Source organism: Desulfatiferula olefinivorans (assembly GCF_054657895.1).
This window is the reverse complement of record NZ_BAAHXV010000012.1, coordinates 38,631-55,479: the sequence shown is the minus strand read 5'-3', so window position 1 is coordinate 55,479 and position 16,849 is coordinate 38,631. Positions and strand designations below refer to the sequence as shown.

General features: G+C 59.7%; 18 protein-coding genes. All 18 read right to left on the bottom strand.

All coding sequences use genetic code 11. From position 1 onward, the window contains the following. Position 1: 1 nt before the first annotated feature. Positions 2–772, bottom strand: a complete 771-nt coding sequence (locus ACYQ11_RS10615) for a FliA/WhiG family RNA polymerase sigma factor (protein WP_459923755.1) — start codon at positions 770–772, stop codon at positions 2–4. Between the two features lie 50 nt (positions 773–822). After that, on the bottom strand, positions 823–1,686 hold the full coding sequence (locus ACYQ11_RS10610) for a MinD/ParA family protein (protein ID WP_459923754.1): 864 nt from the start codon (positions 1,684–1,686) through the stop codon (positions 823–825). 71 nt (positions 1,687–1,757) lie between these two features. Then, positions 1,758–2,939: a flagellar biosynthesis GTPase FlhF gene (gene flhF / locus ACYQ11_RS10605; RefSeq protein WP_459923753.1), complete on the bottom strand. Its 1,182-nt coding sequence runs from the start codon at positions 2,937–2,939 to the stop codon at positions 1,758–1,760. 1 nt (position 2,940) lies between these two features. Beyond that, positions 2,941–5,028: a flagellar biosynthesis protein FlhA gene (gene flhA / locus ACYQ11_RS10600; RefSeq protein ID WP_459923752.1), complete on the bottom strand. Its 2,088-nt coding sequence runs from the start codon at positions 5,026–5,028 to the stop codon at positions 2,941–2,943. 108 nt (positions 5,029–5,136) lie between these two features. Beyond that, entirely contained in the window at positions 5,137–6,204 is a 1,068-nt protein-coding gene (flhB, locus tag ACYQ11_RS10595; RefSeq protein ID WP_459923751.1) for a flagellar biosynthesis protein FlhB, read from the bottom strand. A gap of 10 nt (positions 6,205–6,214) precedes the next feature. Next, positions 6,215–6,997 (bottom strand): flagellar biosynthetic protein FliR, encoded by a 783-nt coding sequence (gene fliR / locus ACYQ11_RS10590; RefSeq protein WP_459923750.1) that lies wholly within the window; start codon positions 6,995–6,997, stop codon positions 6,215–6,217. Position 6,998: 1 nt separating this feature from the next. Beyond that, a complete protein-coding gene (gene fliQ / locus ACYQ11_RS10585) occupies positions 6,999–7,268 on the bottom strand; it encodes a flagellar biosynthesis protein FliQ (protein WP_459923749.1) in 270 nt (89 codons plus the stop codon). 187 nt (positions 7,269–7,455) lie between these two features. Next, positions 7,456–8,277, bottom strand: a complete 822-nt coding sequence (locus ACYQ11_RS10580; RefSeq protein ID WP_459923748.1) for a ParA family protein — start codon at positions 8,275–8,277, stop codon at positions 7,456–7,458. Positions 8,278–8,406: 129 nt separating this feature from the next. After that, a complete protein-coding gene (locus tag ACYQ11_RS10575) occupies positions 8,407–9,273 on the bottom strand; it encodes an alpha/beta fold hydrolase (protein WP_459923747.1) in 867 nt (288 codons plus the stop codon). A 94-nt stretch (positions 9,274–9,367) separates the two neighbouring features. After that, entirely contained in the window at positions 9,368–10,165 is a 798-nt protein-coding gene (gene fliP / locus ACYQ11_RS10570; protein WP_459923746.1) for a flagellar type III secretion system pore protein FliP, read from the bottom strand. Further along, positions 10,162–10,599 carry a flagellar biosynthetic protein FliO gene (fliO, locus tag ACYQ11_RS10565; RefSeq protein ID WP_459923745.1) on the bottom strand — a complete coding sequence of 146 codons (438 nt, stop codon included), beginning with the start codon at positions 10,597–10,599 and terminating at the stop codon, positions 10,162–10,164. Before fliO ends, fliP begins: the two co-directional genes overlap by 4 nt. 35 nt (positions 10,600–10,634) lie before the next feature. Next, on the bottom strand, positions 10,635–10,961 hold the full coding sequence (fliN, locus tag ACYQ11_RS10560) for a flagellar motor switch protein FliN (protein ID WP_459923744.1): 327 nt from the start codon (positions 10,959–10,961) through the stop codon (positions 10,635–10,637). Positions 10,962–10,973: 12 nt separating this feature from the next. Further along, complete coding sequence (gene fliM / locus ACYQ11_RS10555; protein ID WP_459923743.1) at positions 10,974–11,954, bottom strand: flagellar motor switch protein FliM; 981 nt, start codon at positions 11,952–11,954, stop codon at positions 10,974–10,976. A 15-nt stretch (positions 11,955–11,969) separates the two neighbouring features. Continuing rightward, on the bottom strand, positions 11,970–12,512 hold the full coding sequence (locus ACYQ11_RS10550; protein ID WP_459923742.1) for a flagellar basal body-associated FliL family protein: 543 nt from the start codon (positions 12,510–12,512) through the stop codon (positions 11,970–11,972). Positions 12,513–12,522: 10 nt separating this feature from the next. Further along, the gene (locus ACYQ11_RS10545) at positions 12,523–13,206 is read right to left on the bottom strand and encodes an OmpA/MotB family protein (RefSeq protein WP_459923741.1); all 684 of its coding nucleotides are present in this window, start codon (positions 13,204–13,206) and stop codon (positions 12,523–12,525) included. Positions 13,207–13,217: 11 nt separating this feature from the next. Then, positions 13,218–13,955 (bottom strand): OmpA family protein, encoded by a 738-nt coding sequence (locus ACYQ11_RS10540; protein ID WP_459923740.1) that lies wholly within the window; start codon positions 13,953–13,955, stop codon positions 13,218–13,220. A gap of 10 nt (positions 13,956–13,965) precedes the next feature. Beyond that, positions 13,966–14,730, bottom strand: a complete 765-nt coding sequence (locus tag ACYQ11_RS10535; protein ID WP_459923739.1) for a motility protein A — start codon at positions 14,728–14,730, stop codon at positions 13,966–13,968. Between the two features lie 310 nt (positions 14,731–15,040). After that, positions 15,041–16,846: a flagellar hook protein FlgE gene (locus ACYQ11_RS10530; protein WP_459923738.1), complete on the bottom strand. Its 1,806-nt coding sequence runs from the start codon at positions 16,844–16,846 to the stop codon at positions 15,041–15,043. Between the last annotated feature and the right edge of the window lie 3 nt (positions 16,847–16,849).

Below are 16,849 nucleotides of genomic sequence, written 5' to 3'. Positions count from 1 at the left end.
ATCAGGCGCTTTTGTATTCCTTGACCTTGGCCTTCAGTTTGATCAGGGCCATGGTGTGAATCTGGCAGATGCGTGATTCGGTGAGCTCCATGACCTGTCCGATCTCCTTGAGGGTCAGTTCATCGTAATAATACAGGGAGATCACCATCTGTTCCTTTTCCGTCAGCTTCTGGACGGCGGCGGCCAGAACGTCCCTGAGTTCACTGTGGATCAGGGATTCGGAGGGGCTGTCGTCGCTGCGCATGCCGTCGCTGAAGGTGGTTGCCGAGGTGTCGTTGCCTCCGTCGCCGTTCCGGATGTAGTCATCCAGGCTCAAAAGGGCCGCGCCGTGGATGTCCGACAGCACTTTATAGTAGCTGTCCAGGGGCTGGTCCAGTTCCTCGGCGATTTCCATGTCCGAGGCCGGACGACCCTCCCGGGCCTCCACCGTGTGGACGGCTTTTTCAATGCCCTGGATTTTTTTGCGCATGGACCGGGAGTACCAGTCCATGTTTCTCAACTCGTCGAGGATGGCGCCCTTGATCCGGTACTGGGCGTAGGTTTTCAGGCCCACGTTTTTCTTGGGGTCGTATTTGTCCACGGCATCGATCAGCCCCAGTGATCCGGCGCTGATCAGTTCATCGAAGACCACGTTCGATGGAATGCGACTGGCCACCCGTCCGGCCAGGTATTTGACCAGATAGGCGTATTTGGCAATCATCTGTTCCCGTTCCCTGGGACTGAAATAACTGCTTTGAACCTGGCTTTCGGTCTTTTCGTATTCCTGGATCATGGTTTTTTCCGATAATCCGTGTGAATGCCGCCAGAGCCCGCCGGATTCGATCAGACCCTCAGCAGGCGCTGCATGAAAAATTTGATGTTGCCGTCAAGGTCGGTGCGCCGGGACGAGGCAAGGAGCCGACCGGCCAGGGCGCCGACGGCCAGGGCCGCCGGTGAATCGGGAAACGTTTCGATAAGGGGCGTCCGGGCGATGACCGCGTCCCTGACATGCCTGTCTGCGGGGACAAAGCCGATGTATTCGGTGACCGCTCCCTTGAGAAAACGGGCGGCGGCCTGACTGAGCGTAAAGTAAACGGCTTTGGCCTCGTTCTCGTCCGCGACCATGTTGACCAGGAGCTTGAAGTGCTTCGCCCCGTGACCGTAAAGGACCTTGATGATGCCGTATGCATCCGTAATGGATGTGGGTTCACCGGTGACCACCACTATACACTCTTCGGCCGCCAAATTAAAGTAAATAACATTGGCGGAAATCCCGGCGGCCGTATCGACCAGCACCACATCGAACTGATTTTCAATGGTTTCGAATTCGGACAGAAGGATCAGCTTCTGGCCTTCGGACAGTTCGCTCATGGACTCCTCGCCGGACAGAGCCGGGATGATGCTGATGCCCGACGGGGTCCGGGCGATGATTTCCGTGAGTTCCTTTTCACCCGAGATCACATGGCTGATGTTGTATTTGGGGTGGACGCCCAGCACGATATCGATGTTCGCCAGCCCCAGATCCCCGTCGAAGATCAGCACCCGTTTGCCCATGCGGGTGAAGGCCAGGGCCAGATTGGCGACCATGTTGGTTTTCCCCACGCCGCCCTTGCCGCTGGTGATTGAAAAGACCCGGGGGCCGTCGCCCTGGTCCGGATACGGGGTCTGACGGTCCTGACCTTTCAGACGCTGGTGTTCCTGTTTCATCATTTTCCTCAAATTACTGGCCTGATCCACGATATGTCCGTCTCCATGGTGTTCGCTCCGCCCGAAGGCGCCTATTTCCGGAAGGTTTCCGGGGACAGGAGCAGTTGCAGAACATGTTTGGGGCTTGCAACAATCAGATCTTCCGGCACTTCCTGACCGTTGGTGATAAACGACAGCGGCATGGGGTGATCCATCATCTGGTCGACAATTCTGCCGCAGCGGTTGGTTTCGTCGACCTTCGAAAAGACATAGCTTGAAGGATCGAGGACCGCGAAGCGCTCGACCACGTCTTTCATGTCGAGACGGCCCATGGACGCATTGATCACCAGATGCCTTACGATGCCCGGAACCGCTCCGAGGATTTTTTTCAGATCCGCCATGCGGGCCGTGTCCAGGTGGCTCTGGCCGGCCGTGTCGATCAGAACATAATCCATGGAGGATAATTTGTTTAGTGCTTTTTTCAGATCGGCGGCCGTGAAGGCCGGAATGCAGGGCAGTCCGATGATCGACGAGTAGGTTTTCAGTTGATCCAGCGCCCCGATCCGGTAGTTGTCCACGGATACCAGCCCCACCCGTTTTTTGCGCTTCATGGACAGTTCCGCCGCCAGCTTGGCGATGGTGGTGGTTTTGCCGACGCCGGTGGGACCGATGAAGGCGGCCGTCCGGGCATCGGATCCGCCGAAGGGATCGGCGGTGTCGATGGACGAGAGAAGCCCCCTGAACACGCTCAGGGTGAAATCGTCTTCGGTGGCGTCGGGGCTGTCCGTTCCTTTTTTCAACAGGGATTTCACCCGCTTTTCCGACAGGCCCGACATCAGCAGCCGTGAATAGACCTTGAATGCCGCCCGGTTGCCCGTCATGAGGTCGATGACGTCGTCGTTGAAACTGGTGTAGCGCAGAAGTTCCCGGAGATCCCCCAGATCGAACCCGGGCAGGGGGTCGACCGGTGCCGGTCCGACACCCGGAAACCGCGGGGGCTTGTGCCCGTTCGTTTTGACGGTCAGGGGCGGACGCCCGTCGTTCCGGACGGGCGGCGAAGCCGCAACCGTTCGCGGAGAGAGCGACGGCGCGGTCTTGACCGGGTCTGCTCCGGACCGGGTGGCCTCGATCTGAAAGGTGTCTTTTCCATAGGGATCCATGGGCGGACGCGGAATCCGCCGGGTGGAGAGGATCAGGGCGTCTTCGCCGATGTCTTCCTTGACCTGGGCCATGGCGGCCTGCATGCTGTAAGCGGAATAGGTTTTTACGGTCATGTTACACACTCACCTTTCCCACGGCTTTGATGCTGATGTTGGGAGCGATCTCGGCATGGGAGATCACCATCACCGAGGGCACGTACTGTTCGATCATTTTCCTCAGATGACGCCGGATACCCGGTGAACAGAGCAGGATCGGCTGCAGATTCATCATCATTTTCTTTTCCACCTCGGTGCGGACCGAGCGGATGATTTTTTCGGCCTTGGCCGGGTCCATGGCCAGATAGGCGCCGTGTTCGGTCTGCTGGATGTGTTTGACGACCAGTTCCTCGATGTCCGGGGACAGGGTCAGCACGGGCAGGGTGCCGTCGGGCTGGATGAAGGGCCCCAGGATGAACCGGCCCAGTTTCTGGCGCACGTATTCGGTCAGAAGATCCGTGTCCTTGCTCATGGGTCCGTAATCGGCCAGGGTTTCGACAATGCCCAGAAGGTTGCGGATGGACACCCGCTCCCGCAACAGGTTCTGGAGCACTTTCTGGACCATGCCCAGGCTCATGACGTTGGGCACCAGCTCTTCCACGGCCTTGGGGCTGGTCTTGGCCAGGTTGCTTAGCAGCTGCTGCACTTCCTGGCGGCCCAGGAGTTCGGCGGCGTTGCTGCGGATAATTTCGGTGATGTGGGTGGCCATGACCGTCGAGTTGTCCACCACGGTGTAGCCGGCGAACTTGGCGTCTTCCTCACGGTCCGGGGGAATCCACAGGGCCGGAAGGTTGAAGGCCGGTTCGGTGGTGGGAATGCCGTCGATTTTCTGCATCACGTCGCCGGGGTCCATGGCCAGAAGATGGTTGATCATCAGCTCGCCCCCGGCGATGTCGGTGCCCTTGATCAGCATGCGGTACTCGGACGGCCGAAGCTTGAGATTGTCACGGATGTGGATGGGCGGGATAATAATGCCCATTTCCGTGGCAAACTGCCTCCGGATGGCCCGGATGCGGCCCAGAAGCGTGCCGTCCTGGGATTTGTCCACCAGGGGAATCAGGCCGTAGCCCACTTCGAGTTCCATGCTGTCCAGGGACAGAAGATGCTCCACGTCTTCGGGCCCGGCGTCCTCCGGGGTTGGGCCTCCGGCGGCTTCCTGCTCGACCAGGGCCGTTTCATCGGCCAGGATGCTGTCCTTGAAAAAATACACGGTTCCGGCCAGGGCCAGGGACAGGGTCATGAAGGGAAAGGCCGGAAGGCCGGGTACCAGACCGAACAGGAAGACGATGACCGAGCCCACATAGATGGGAATATCCTTGGCGAAGATGTGCCGGGCGAACTCGTCGCCCATCTTTTTTTCCGAACTGGACCGGGAGATCAGGATACCGGCCGCCGTGGAGATGATCAGGGCCGGGATCTGGCTGACCAGACCGTCGCCCACGGTCAGGAGGGTGTAGATTCCGGCCGCGTCGGCCATGGGCATGCCCTGCTGGAATACGCCGATGACAAAGCCGCCCACGATGTTGATGCCCGTGATGATCAGGCCGGCCACGGCGTCTCCGCGGACGAATTTACTGGCACCGTCCATGGCCCCGAAGAATTCGGCCTCCCGGGCGATCTTCTCACGGCGCTGCCGGGCCTCGACCTCGTCGATCAGCCCGGCGTTCAGGTCCGCGTCGATGGCCATCTGCTTGCCGGGCATGGCGTCTAAGGTAAACCGGGCGGCCACTTCGGCGATGCGGCCCGAACCGGCGGTGATGACCTTGAAATTGACCAGAACCAGAATCAGAAAAATGACCAGGCCCACCACGTAATTGCCTCCGACCACGAAATTGCCGAAGGCCTGGATGATCGATCCCGCGGCATCGGGTCCTTCACTGCCCCGTAAGAGAATCAGGCGGGTGGACGCCACGTTGATGGACAGCCGGAACAGGGTCAGAACCAAAAGCAGGGGAGGGAAGATGCCGAAATCCAGGGGTTTGACCGTATAGATGGTGGTGATGAGGACGATGATGCCAAGCGAGATGTTCAGCGCCAGGAGAAGGTCGAGAAGCACGGGAGGCACCGGCAGAATCATGGTGACCAGAATGGCGATGACGCCGATGACCATGCCGATGTCGGCGGTGTCCTTGCGAATGTCCGAGAAGATGTCCTGTACGGTTGCCACGGCGGTACTCCTTGAGCGTCCTTGGTTCCGGTTCGGCGGCGCCCTTGTCCGTATTTTGGCGCATTGTCGGATCGATGACATCATGATCCGGACAGGAAGCATCGGGCGTCAGAGGCCCCGGCCCTTCATTTTGAAGACATAGGCCAGAACTTCCGCCACGGCCCGGTAGAAGTCGCCGGGTATTTCCGAACCGATGTCCACTGTCTTATACAAGTTCCGGGCCAATTCCTTGTTCTCGATGACCGGCACACCGGCCCCGGCGGCGATTTCCCTGATTTTTTGGGCCACGAGGCCCGCGCCCTTGGCCACCACCTTGGGGGCTTTCATGGACAGGGGATCATAGCGGATGGCCACGGCGAGATGGGTGGGGTTGGTGACGATCACGTCGGCCTTGGGCACTTCGGCCATCATGCGTTTACGGGCGGCTTCGTACTGGAGGGTCCGGATCCGGGATTTGATCTGTGGGTCGCCTTCGGTCTGTTTTCGCTCATCCTTGACCTCCTGCTTGGTCATCTTGAGTTTTTCCTCAAACTGCCACTTCTGGTAGAAGTAATCGGCGTAGGCCACGGCTACCATGGGAATGATCACCCAGATGAAGATCTTGAAGATCACCTTTAGAAGGTAGAGCATGATCTGCCCCACGGACAGGTCGTAGAGCGTCATCATCCGGTCCAGCTCACCCCGGACGGCCAGCCAGGCCAGAAGACCGGTGATGGACAGCTTGGCGATGCTTTTGAACAGTTCGATGAGGGATGACAAGGAGAACTTTCCCTTGATGCCGCGGATGGGATCCAGCTTGGTGAATCTCAGACGGAGGGCTTTCCAGGAAATATGGAACCCCACCATGTAGATGTTGGTGAAAAGGGCCAGGACAAACACCGTGACCATCACCGGGGCGAAGGTCAGGAAGAATTCCGCCGAATAACGGTAAAGGAGACTTATGCAATGCTGGTCCGTGAAATCGGGAACCGTTGTGAACGAGAAGCAGTCCCGCATGACGGCGGTGATGTTCCGGTACATGAAACCCGACGCCGCGTAAACCGCACAGACCCCGCCGAGGAGTACCGAAACCGACGGCACCTCCACACTTCGGGCAACATCGCCGTCATCACGCGCCTCACGGCGTTTTTTAGCGGTTGCAGGTTCTGTCCTTTCCTGCATGCCGTCATCAGCCATACCCCCTCCCTTATCCGCCCAGCCACGCCAGAAGGGTGGCCAGAAGTTTCAGAAAGTCGGCGTTGAAACGCCGTGCGAAGATGCCGACCACCTGGAGCACAAATCCGAAGGTGACCAGTCCTATGAAAATCTGGAGGGGAAAGGCAACGATCATGATGTTCATCTGGGGCACGAATTTGGCGCAGATGCCGAAGGCGGCGTTGGTGAAAATCAGGGCAGCCATGGCCGGTGCCGCCATCTTGACACCGAGCACGAACAGGCCGGTGACCATGGTTTTCAGCTGCTCGAGCAGTCCGGCTTTCAGATAAATATCTCCCATGGTCACGATGCGGAAGCTTTCGGACAGGGCCAGGATGACGGTGTGGTGGCCGTTTAACAGGATGAACAGAAGGATGGCCGTCAGGTAGGCGATCTGGGACATCATCGAGATGTTGGCCCCGGACTGGGGGTCGATGACGTTGATCATGGAAAAACCCATCTGGAAGCCGATGATCTCGCCGGCCAGCTGGACCGCCCCGAAAAAAATGTCCACCGTGTATCCGAGGATCATGCCCACGATGACCTCGCCGACCACCAGCACGGCAAAGGACAGGTTGTCGTCGGGAAACCGCTCGGGGGAGACGGGGGCCACCGGATACAGAATAAAGGTGATCAGAAGGGCCAGCCCGGCTTTGGCCATGGTGGGCACCACCGGCGAACTGAACACCGGAAACATGAACAGCACGATGCTGACCCGGATCAGAATCAGGAGGAAGATCTTGTACTCGCCTGCGGAAAAACTCAGAATGTCCATATCACCTGATGTAGATGGGGATGTTGGTGATGATGTTGATGGTGAAGGTCATGATCTTCTCGAGCATCCAGGGCGCGAAGAAGATGATGCCCAGAAACACGGCCACAATTTTGGGAATGAAGGTCAGGGTCATTTCCGAAATGGAGGTGACCGATTGAAAGATCGAGACCGCCAGCCCCACGGTCAGGCCCAGCACCAGCATGGGCGCGGCAAGGACCAGGGTGAGGATAAGGCCTTCCTTGGCGAAGGAGACGACGAATTCCGGAGTCATGGACACCTGCCGTGATGATAATGGGCCGCGAGGCCCCGTTGGAATTTTGACGCTTCCGGTCGATGATTCACGTACGGGGAAAGGTAGAGCAGATTTCATGCCGGCCGGGGGTGAGGGTTGCCGTGAACCTTGTCTTTCGACCTCAGATCCCGATGATGCCGGGTCGCCGTCATGCCTCGTGTTCCGGTCAGACGCCGTCTTCGATTTCCCGGTACAGAGCCGTAAATTCCGCCGAAAGCTTGTGCCGGGGATCGAGGGCGATCATCGGCAGGGCCGACTGGTGGGATTCCCGGATTTTGACCGACGAGGACAGCCGGGTCTGGAGAATGGGCAGGCCCTCGGCGATCAGGGATGCGACGATCTCCCGGGGATGGTTGGCCCGGGGCGTGAACTGATTGACCACGATGCCTTCCACGTGAAGGTCGGGGTTGTGGTCGCTCTGGATGTCGCCGATATGGCGTCCCACCTCGTAGACGGCGTCCCGTGAGAAAGCGTCGCAGTCAAAGGGGATCAGGCATTTGGCGGCGGCGATCAGGGCCGACTGGCTGAAAAAATTCAGGGCCGGGGGCGTGTCGATGAACACGGCGTCGAAGCCTGAAAGGGCATCCAGGGCCTCCCTCAGTTTGTAGATCTTGTGACGGCTCGCCAGCTGGGTTTCCAGATCGGTCAGCATGGGATGGGCCGGGGCGATCCACAGGTTGTCGAAATCGGTGGGGTGGATGAAGGGGCCAAGATCCCGGTCGCCCCGGTCCGGCCGGGGAAAGAAGGGATTGAAGGTGAAGGCGCTGCCCCCGTCTAAAACGGCCTTGAAATAATCGTAGAGGGTTTTCCCGTTGTCTTTGGCCGCAGCAAGGCGGTGGTTCATCAGATAATGGCCGGCGTTGGCCTGGGGATCCAGATCGACGACCAGGGTCCGCTTGCCGGAGGCGGCGCTGACGGCGGCCAGATTGCAGGCGATGGTGGTTTTGCCCACGCCCCCCTTCTTGTTGAAAATCACCCGACGTGTCATGGCTGAACTCCCGCTGATGGGGTTTTAAAGAAGACGTCCCGAAGCCGAACGGACGGAACCTGTTTCGTGCCCCTGAGAGTCGTCTTTTTGACCGGTGTTTGTCAACCTTTTTTGTCCGATTTCGATCGGCTATGCCTGAGCAAACCGCCTGACCGCGGAAAGCACCTCGTCGGGTTTTTCCATGGGGACGAGGTGGCCGGCGCCGCGGACCAGGTGGGACTGGGAACCTTTGCATTTGCCGCAGAAGCGGCGGACCGAGCGGGGGAACAGGACGTCGGAATGCTCGCCCCGGATGATCAGGGCCGGGACCGTGACGCGTTTGGGCCAGAGCCAGACATCTAAGGGGTAGTTTTCGAAGATCCGGGCTTCGGCTTCCGGCGGGCAGAGCAGTTCCACCCCGCCCCGGGGCGAGGGCGTGAGGCCGTAGGTGACGTAGGATCGCAGAAAGGCGTCGTCGAAGTTTTTGAACAGGCTCTTGTCTTTCAGGTAGTCGTAAGCCGCCTGGTGATCGGCCCAGCCGTTTTTTCGTCCCCGGGCCCGTTTGGCAAGGAAGAAGCTCTCTTTCCGGCCCAGCACCCGGATCACGGCCATGGCCAGGACATAGCGGTAGGGCAGGATGGCCGGATCGATAAGAATGATTTTTGAAAACAGGTCCGGCCGAAGGGCCGCGGCCATCATGGTGGCCGCGCCGCCTACGCTGTGGCCGACCCCGATGACCGGTCCCGCGTTCCGGGCGTCGAGAAAGCTGATCAGATCCTCGGCCACGTCATGCCAGGAGGTGTTGCCTTCGCTCTGGGCGTCCTGCCCCCGCACGCCCATGCCCATGACCCGGAAATCTTCGGCAAGCCGGGTCATGAAGGGCAGATAGACGCTCACCGGAAATCCGTTGGCGTGGTAGAAATGAAGGGGCGGCCTGTCGCCGCCGCTGTCCAGATAACTCAAACGGGCCCCGCGAACGGGGTGGGAATCGCAGTGAAAGGGGGTGTCGAGCGCCATCAAGCCTCCTGTTGCTGTCCATGGGGTCAAAACGATGAAGGCGCATTATAAAGTCACTCGCCCCGGAAAAGCAACAGGGGTTTTTTATCCTGCCTCACACCCTGAAGCTGTTGACCAGGGAGCCCACGACGATGTTCCAGCCGTCGACGAGGACGAAGAGCATCAGTTTGAAGGGGAGGGAGATCATGACGGGGGGGAGCATCATCATGCCCATGGACAAAAGGACGCTGGCCACCACCATGTCGAGGATCAGGAAGGGGACGTAGATCACGAAACCGATGATGAAGGCGGTCTGGAGTTCGCTGATGGCGAAGGCCGGGATCAGGGTCAGGAGGGTCAGGTCCTCCTTGGTCTGGGGCCGGGGGCTTTTGGAGATTTTCACGAACAGGGCGATGTCCTTTTCCCGGGTGTTGGCCAGCATGAATTTTTTGATGGGCACCTGGGCCCGGTCGAAGGCGGTCTGGTAGGTGATCTGTTCGTCCATGTACGGGGACAGGGCGTTGGTGTAGATGTCCTGCCACACCGGTTTCATGATGAAAAAGGTGATGAACAGCGCCAGGCTGACCAGCACCTGGTTGGGCGGGGTGGACTGGATGCCGATGGCCTGCCGGAGAAAGTGAAACACGATCAGGATCCGGGTGAAGGAGGTCAGAAGGATCAGGATGGCCGGAGCCAGCGACAGGATGGTCAGAAGGGCGATGATCTCCAGGGCCAGGGCCACGTCCCCCGGTCCCTGGGCCCGGTCCACACCGACCTGGATCGAGGGAATGGGAAAGGTGGGGGCCGCCTGGGCGACCGAAACGACGGCCAGACCCAGAAGGACGGTTCCAAGCACGGCCACGATGAGCCTCGGGGCGGCAAACCGGTCGGCATGGCGTTGGCGTTTGATCATGGCCGGACCTCGTCTTTGGGGGGGGACGGCTGGTCCGACGCTTCCGGTACCGGGGTTTCCCGGACCAGGCGGGCCAGAAGGTGTTTGAACAGGGGCGGCTGTTCCGGATGGGCGTCCGCCTCGGCGCCTTCGTCCCAGGTCTCGGCCGAAAATTCCGCAAGGGGCGTGATGCTCTGGCCCGTCACCCCGATCAGGAGCTTGCGTCCCATCACGTCCAGGAGCACCACCTTTTCCTTGGGGGCCAAATGAAAGGAGGACAACAGCCGGATCATCGAACGACCGGACGCACCGCTCCGGGCCTGGGTCATTCGTTTGATCAGGTACAAAAGGCCGATGAGAAGGCCCAGCACCAGACAGAGGGTGCCCATGCTTTTCAGGATCATCAGCCAGAAATCGGAGCCGGTGACCAACGGTGTCGATGCCATCTCATTCATCGGGAGACCTCACGTGGGGTGTCTGGTTTAAACGGTTATCCGAGACTACGGACCCGCTCCATGGGGGTGATGATATCGGTCAGGCGCACGCCGAATTTCTCGTTGACCACCACCACCTCGCCCCGGGCCACCAGTTTGCGGTTGATGTAAATTTCCAAGGGTTCCCCGGCCAGTTTGTTCAGCTCCACGATGGACCCCTGGCCCAGCTGCAACAGGTCGTTGACCAGCATCTTGCTGCGGCCCAGTTCGACGGACAGTTCCAGGGGAATGTCCAGAATGAATTCGAGATCCTGGGCCTCGGCGGATCGACCTTTGTCCGGTTTCTTTTCCTTGCCCGCATCGTCCATGGTTTCGTCAGCCATACGGTGTGTTCCTTATCTGGTATAGAGTTTACGTTCGACCCTGAACGCCTGGAAGCCGCGTTGGATCCCGGCGTAGCCTTCAAGCTTGGGGTAGTTTTCAATCAGACCCTTCAAGGTGTCTTCGGCGTCCTGGTCCAGCTCGATGATGTCGCCGGGTTTCAGGTAGATCAGCCGCTCGCCGGTGATTTCCGTGGTGCCCAGCTGCACGGCCAGTTCCACTTCCGAATCCAGGATGATTTCCTTGAGCCGTTTCTGCCAGGTGTAATCCACGTCTTCGACCTCGGCCTGGAACCCGGCGGACAGCTTGCCGCGCAGGGGTTCGATCATGGCGTAGGGCAGGCAGACGATCAGGGTGCCGGCGGTCTGCTCCAGCTCCACCTCGAAACGGGTGACGATGACCAGGTCCGTGGGCATGACGATGGTGGCGAATTGCGGGTTCACTTCCGAGCGGACCATGGTCGTACGCACCGGCTCCACCGGAAACCAGGCCGTTTCCAGATCCCTCAGGCAGGCCACCACCACCTTGTTGATCATCACCTCCTCGATGGCCGTGAACTCCCGGCCCTCGATGCGGGCCTTGGTGGTTCCCTTGCCGCCGAAGAACTGGTCGATGAGGCTGAACACCAGCTGGCTTTCGAGCACCAGCAGGCCGTGGCCCCTCAAGGGCTCCATGCGGAAAACGTGGAGGCTGGTGGGCACAGGCAGGCTGCGCCCGAATTCCGAGAACTTCAGGGTGTCCAGGGATTCGGCGCTGATGTCCACGTTGGTGTGGAGCATGGAGGTCATGCTGGCCCTTATCTCCCGGGCGAACCGTTCGTTGATCACCTCGAAGGTCGGCATGCGGCCCCGGATGACCTGGTCCTGGTTGGTGAAATCGTAAATCACCACCCCGTCGGCCTCCTTGGTCGCGACCTCGGTTTCGGTTTTGACTTTGCCGGCGCTCAGTCCCGACAAGAGACTGTCGACTTCTTCCTGTGTTAAGATATCGCCCATGATTCCGCCTGACGCCTAAAAGATGATAAATTCGGAAAAATAGAGATTCCGGACCTTGCCGGTTTCAAGCATGCGGTTCAGATTGGCGATCAGCTCGTTTTTGAGAATGATCTTACCGTCCGCACCCTGTATTTCGCTTAAGGTTTTCGTGCCCAGTAAAGAGGTGATCATGCCCTTGACCTGAACCGCCCGCCGGGTAAGTTCACCGGCAAGGTCCGGCGAATCCGTGTCCAGTTCGATACCCACCTTGAACACCCGGTCGCCACCCAGGTCCCCCAGCTGAACGTCGAAGGAGCCAAGATGCACAAGGGTGGGAAAGACCGTAGACGCCTTGCGCGGCATCGGCTGTGTGTCCACCGGTTCTTCGATCGGCAAAGGCGCGGGGTCCGGGGAGGATGCAAGCATTATCAGCGTGCCGGCCACGCCGACTACGATCAGCACGATCAGCACCACCATCATGATTTTTCGGACCGGCGGCTTTTTCCCGCCTGATTTGTCGTCGTCGGGTTCTCCGATGTTCAGACTCAGGTCGTCGTCGATAGTGAACCGTTCAGGCATCGCTTGTTTCCTATGGTTGAAGGATGAATTCCACACGCCGGTTTTTGGCCCGGTTTTCCGCCGTGGTATTGGGCACCGCGGGCCGGGTGTCCCCGCAGCCGCCGGGGGCCAGGGCATCGGGACTCAGGCCGTATTCGGCGGTCAGGTACTCGAACACGGCAAGGGCCCGATACGCCGAAAGATTCCAGTTGGACCGGTAGGGCCCCCCCCGTAGGGGCAGGTTGTCGGTGTGCCCCAGAATCAGCACGGTGTTGGACACCCGGCTGAGCAGGTGCCCCATCAGGTTGAGCACAGGAAGCCCCTCGGGCCGGATGACGGCAAGGGCCGGGTCGAACAGGTGCTCCGAATCCAGGGTGACCACGACGCCCCGCGGGTCCTCGCGGACCTCGTAATATTTTCGAAAATTGTGATAATTCGCCTTGAGCGTTTTTTTGAGCATGGCGCTGGAGGTCACATAACGGACCTGCCGCCGGGGCTGAAGACCCTCGGGCGTGTCGGGAACGGCCTTGTAGCCGCTGACTTCCATGGCGCCTTCGGCTTCGATGAAATGCTCGAACATCTGCTTGGTGTCCTGTTTGTCCATGGTTTTCATGGTCAGAAGCATGACGAAAAAGGTCAGAAGCAGCATGATCAGATCCCCGAAGGTGACCATCCAGGCATTGGGATCGTTTTGTCCGCTGTTGTCGTCAGCCATGCCGTGCCTCCCTACCGGTCTTTGACATTGAAAAAGAAATCCTTGAAGATAAAGATCCCTTTGGGTTTTTCAAAGGATTTGTCATGGGTGAAGGTGATATCGATCCGTCGGTTCAGTCGCCTGCTCCGGGCGGCGGCATTGGATGCGGCGGGTTTCAGCCCGCCCCATCCGCAGGCCGTCAGGCGCTCGGCCGGGACGGAGCCCTGGGTGACCAGGTATTCCATGACCGTGACGCTTCGGAGCGTGGACAGCTCCCGGTTGTCCATACCGACACCGGGGGGCAGGGGGCTGTCGTCGGTGTGCCCGCTGATCTCCACCGGAAACTCGTTGGCGGTGAGTATCTTCACCAGCTTGTCCATCAACGGCTTCCCCTGGGCGCTGATTCGTGTGCCGTATCCGGAAAACAACAGGCTTTCCTGAATGCTCAGCGTGGTTTTTTTCGTCGTGCTTTTGACCGCAATGTCGTTTTCTGTGCCGGTGTCCCCGGCGGTCAGGTCGGACAGGTCCACGGGGCTCACGCCGTCGATGAACACCTCTTCCGGCGCCGTGCCGCTGGTCTCGGTGGGCTTTTCCCCCCCGAACTGCTCGACCACCGAGCCCAAGACTTTTTTGACCTTTTGGCTATCGATGGTGGCGATGGAATTGAGCAGAATGAAAAAAGCAAGCAGGATGATGAACAGAGAAATGGTCATCACCTGAATCAGGCCGTCGTTTTTCGGTTCCGCCTGGCTTTTTTTTCTTCGGGCCATGGTCCGCCTCTCAGTCGAACTTGCTGCTCCGGGCCTTGGGCGGCATGTACACCAGGAGTTTCTGCTCGAGAATCCTGGGGTTGTCGCCGTTTGTCAGGGAAATGACGCCGGTGCGGATGATTTCCATCATATGGCTTTCCTCTTTGCTTCGGGTTTTGAGCTTGCCCGAGATGGGCATGAACACGAGGTTGGCCAGAACCGATCCGTAAAAGGTGGTCAACAGGGCCACGGCCATGGCCGGGCCGATGCTGTTGGGGTCGTCCATGGACTGGAGCATCTGGACCAGGCCGATCAGGGTCCCGATCATACCCAGGGCCGGGGCGAAGGCCCCCATGGTGGCGAAGATTTCAGCCCCCAGCTGGTGCCTTTCCTTCATGATGTCCATTTCGGTGTCGAGGATGTCGCTGATGGCGCCGGGCTCCAGGCCGTCGACGGACAATTGAAGCCCCTTGCGCAGAAAGTCGTTTTCCACTTCCTTCACATGGGGCTCCAGGGCCAGAATGCCTTCCCGCCGGGCCTTGGTGGCAAATTCGACGAACTGTCCGGCGATATCGTCGCTTTTGAGTGTTTTGGTGAAAAAGACATTTTTCAGAACGCTCACCGTGCCGAAGATGTCCTTGATCGGGTAGTTGATCATGGCGGCGCCCAGGGTGCCGCCCACGACGATCATCAGGGAGGGAATGTTGACAAAAAGCATGATGCCGCCGCCCATGGCAATGGCGATGATCACCAGTCCGAAGGCGGAGCACAATCCAAGCAGGGTAGCAATATCCATATCGACTCTCAGTGTTTACCGGTTGTGGTATCGATGAAGGCCCCAATCCCCGACGGCGTGCGGATCAGACCATGGGACACATCGAAGACGACTGCAACGCCTGTGCCAAAATCAAGGCCAGCAATTCTGCACAGGCGTTGGAGTGTTATACCATGAAATTAAAAGGGGAAACAGGTTTTTAACACCGAGGGGGGGGCGGCGGCGTGATGGGAACTGTCAAATTCATGGCGGTTGACGGGGCCGCCGAAGCAAAAACCGTCGGCTCCTCCCGAAGCCCCCGGCGGGTGCCGGGGGGTCGGGGGGAGGGGGCCTACCGTTTCATGGCGATGGTATCGCCGAGCATGGTGTCCACGGTGGTGACGATTTTCGAGTTGGCCTGGTAGGCCCGCTGGGTGGTGATCATTTTGACGAACTCGGCGGCCATGTCCACATTGGACTGTTCCAGGGAGTTGGGGGCGATGCTGCCCAGACCGTTGGTGCCGGGTCTGTTGGTGATCACCGGACCGCTGGTCCGGGTCTCGGAAAAGAGGTTGCCGCCCTGTTTGAACAGGCCCTGGACATTCTGGAAGTTGCCCAGCGCCACCCGGAACAGGGGCGTGACCTGGCCGTTGGAATACTGACCGGTGATCACGCCGTCCGTATCCACGGAAATGTTCTGGAGACTTCCGGCGCCGTAGCCTGAGGAGGTCTGGTATACCGTGGTCGATCCCGAGGCGAACTGGGTGGTGGACAGGGCGCCGGGGGACCAGTTGGTGCCGTCGAATTCCGAGCCCATGTCCAGTTCGATTTCCATGGTGGTCGATCCGGCGATGCCTCCCAGGAAATCCGCCGCGAAGGTGAAATGCTGCTGGGTGAAGTTGCCGGTCATGTCCGACCAGTTGTTGGTGTCATTCAGCGCATCGGGATCGCCCTGACTGATGGTGATGTCGAAGGTGTCGCCCGCGCCCACCACGTTGCCGGTGGTGAACCGGAAGAACATGCCGTCGGGGCCTTCCACGTAATCCCCCAGGGTGTAGTCGGCCGGAATGGTCAGGGTGCCGGCGTTCCCGCCGTTGGCACTGGCCCAGGTCAGGCCGATGGTGTCGGTGCCGATGGTGCCGCCGGTGGGCGCGGTGAAGGTGTAAGTCTCGGAGGCCGGGGGGCCGCCCAGCAGATCGGCCGGGTCGCCTTCCCAGTCGCCGCCCACGCCGGGGAAGTTGGCTGCCCAGACGCCGGTGCCCGCGGTGGTGGTCAGGTTTCCGCCGGAGTTGCCCACAAAGCGTTCGAAGGTCTGGCTGGCCAGGATACCGTCGGAGGTGAAGGTCAGAAGGCCCCGGCCCAGGAGGCCCAACCCGGCGTTGTCAGCGGCGGTGAAAATATCCCGACGGTCTTCCACGGGGTTGCAGACCACGATGTATTCGTAGGTGTTGGTCAGCTCGCCGGGATCGTAGTAGATGGTCACGTCGTGGGTACTGCCCAGGGAATCGTAGACCTTGACGGTGGTCTGGTATTCGTAGGCCACGTCGGACAGGTTCACGGACGCGGCGGGGTCCCCGTTCCAGGCGGCGGACAGGGGAAGTCCGGGGCCGGTGGTGTTGTCTTCGGCACGGGAGTCCAGGTTGGTCATGATGCTGATGCTGTCGGTCTGCTCGGGCGGGGAGGTGAAGGATTCCAGCCGGATATCGCCGACCGAGCCGATGTCTTCCACATCCATGGTGTTCTCATTGCGGCGCAGTTCCCATCCCTGGACGATGTAGCCTGCGGGGGTGGTGAAATAGCCGTCCTTGTCGAACCGGAACTCCCCGGCCCGGGTGTAGTAGTTTTCCGCGACGTTGCTGGGGTCCCGGACGATGAAGAAGCCGTCGCCGCCGATGGCCAGGTCCGTGGGGGATTCGGTGGACTCGAAGGACCCCTGGACAAAGAGCCCGGCGATGTCGCCGATGGCCGTGCCGCGGCCCACCTGGGCGGAACCGGAATTGGTGGCGACCGTCTGGCTGAGAATGTCCTGAAAGGTAACCCGGCTGGATTTGAAGCCGATGGTGTTCACATTGGCGATGTTGTCACCGATGACCGTCATGGAATTGCCCGTGGCGGCCAGACCGCTTACACCTGAAAATAATGAACTTGTTAATGACATATG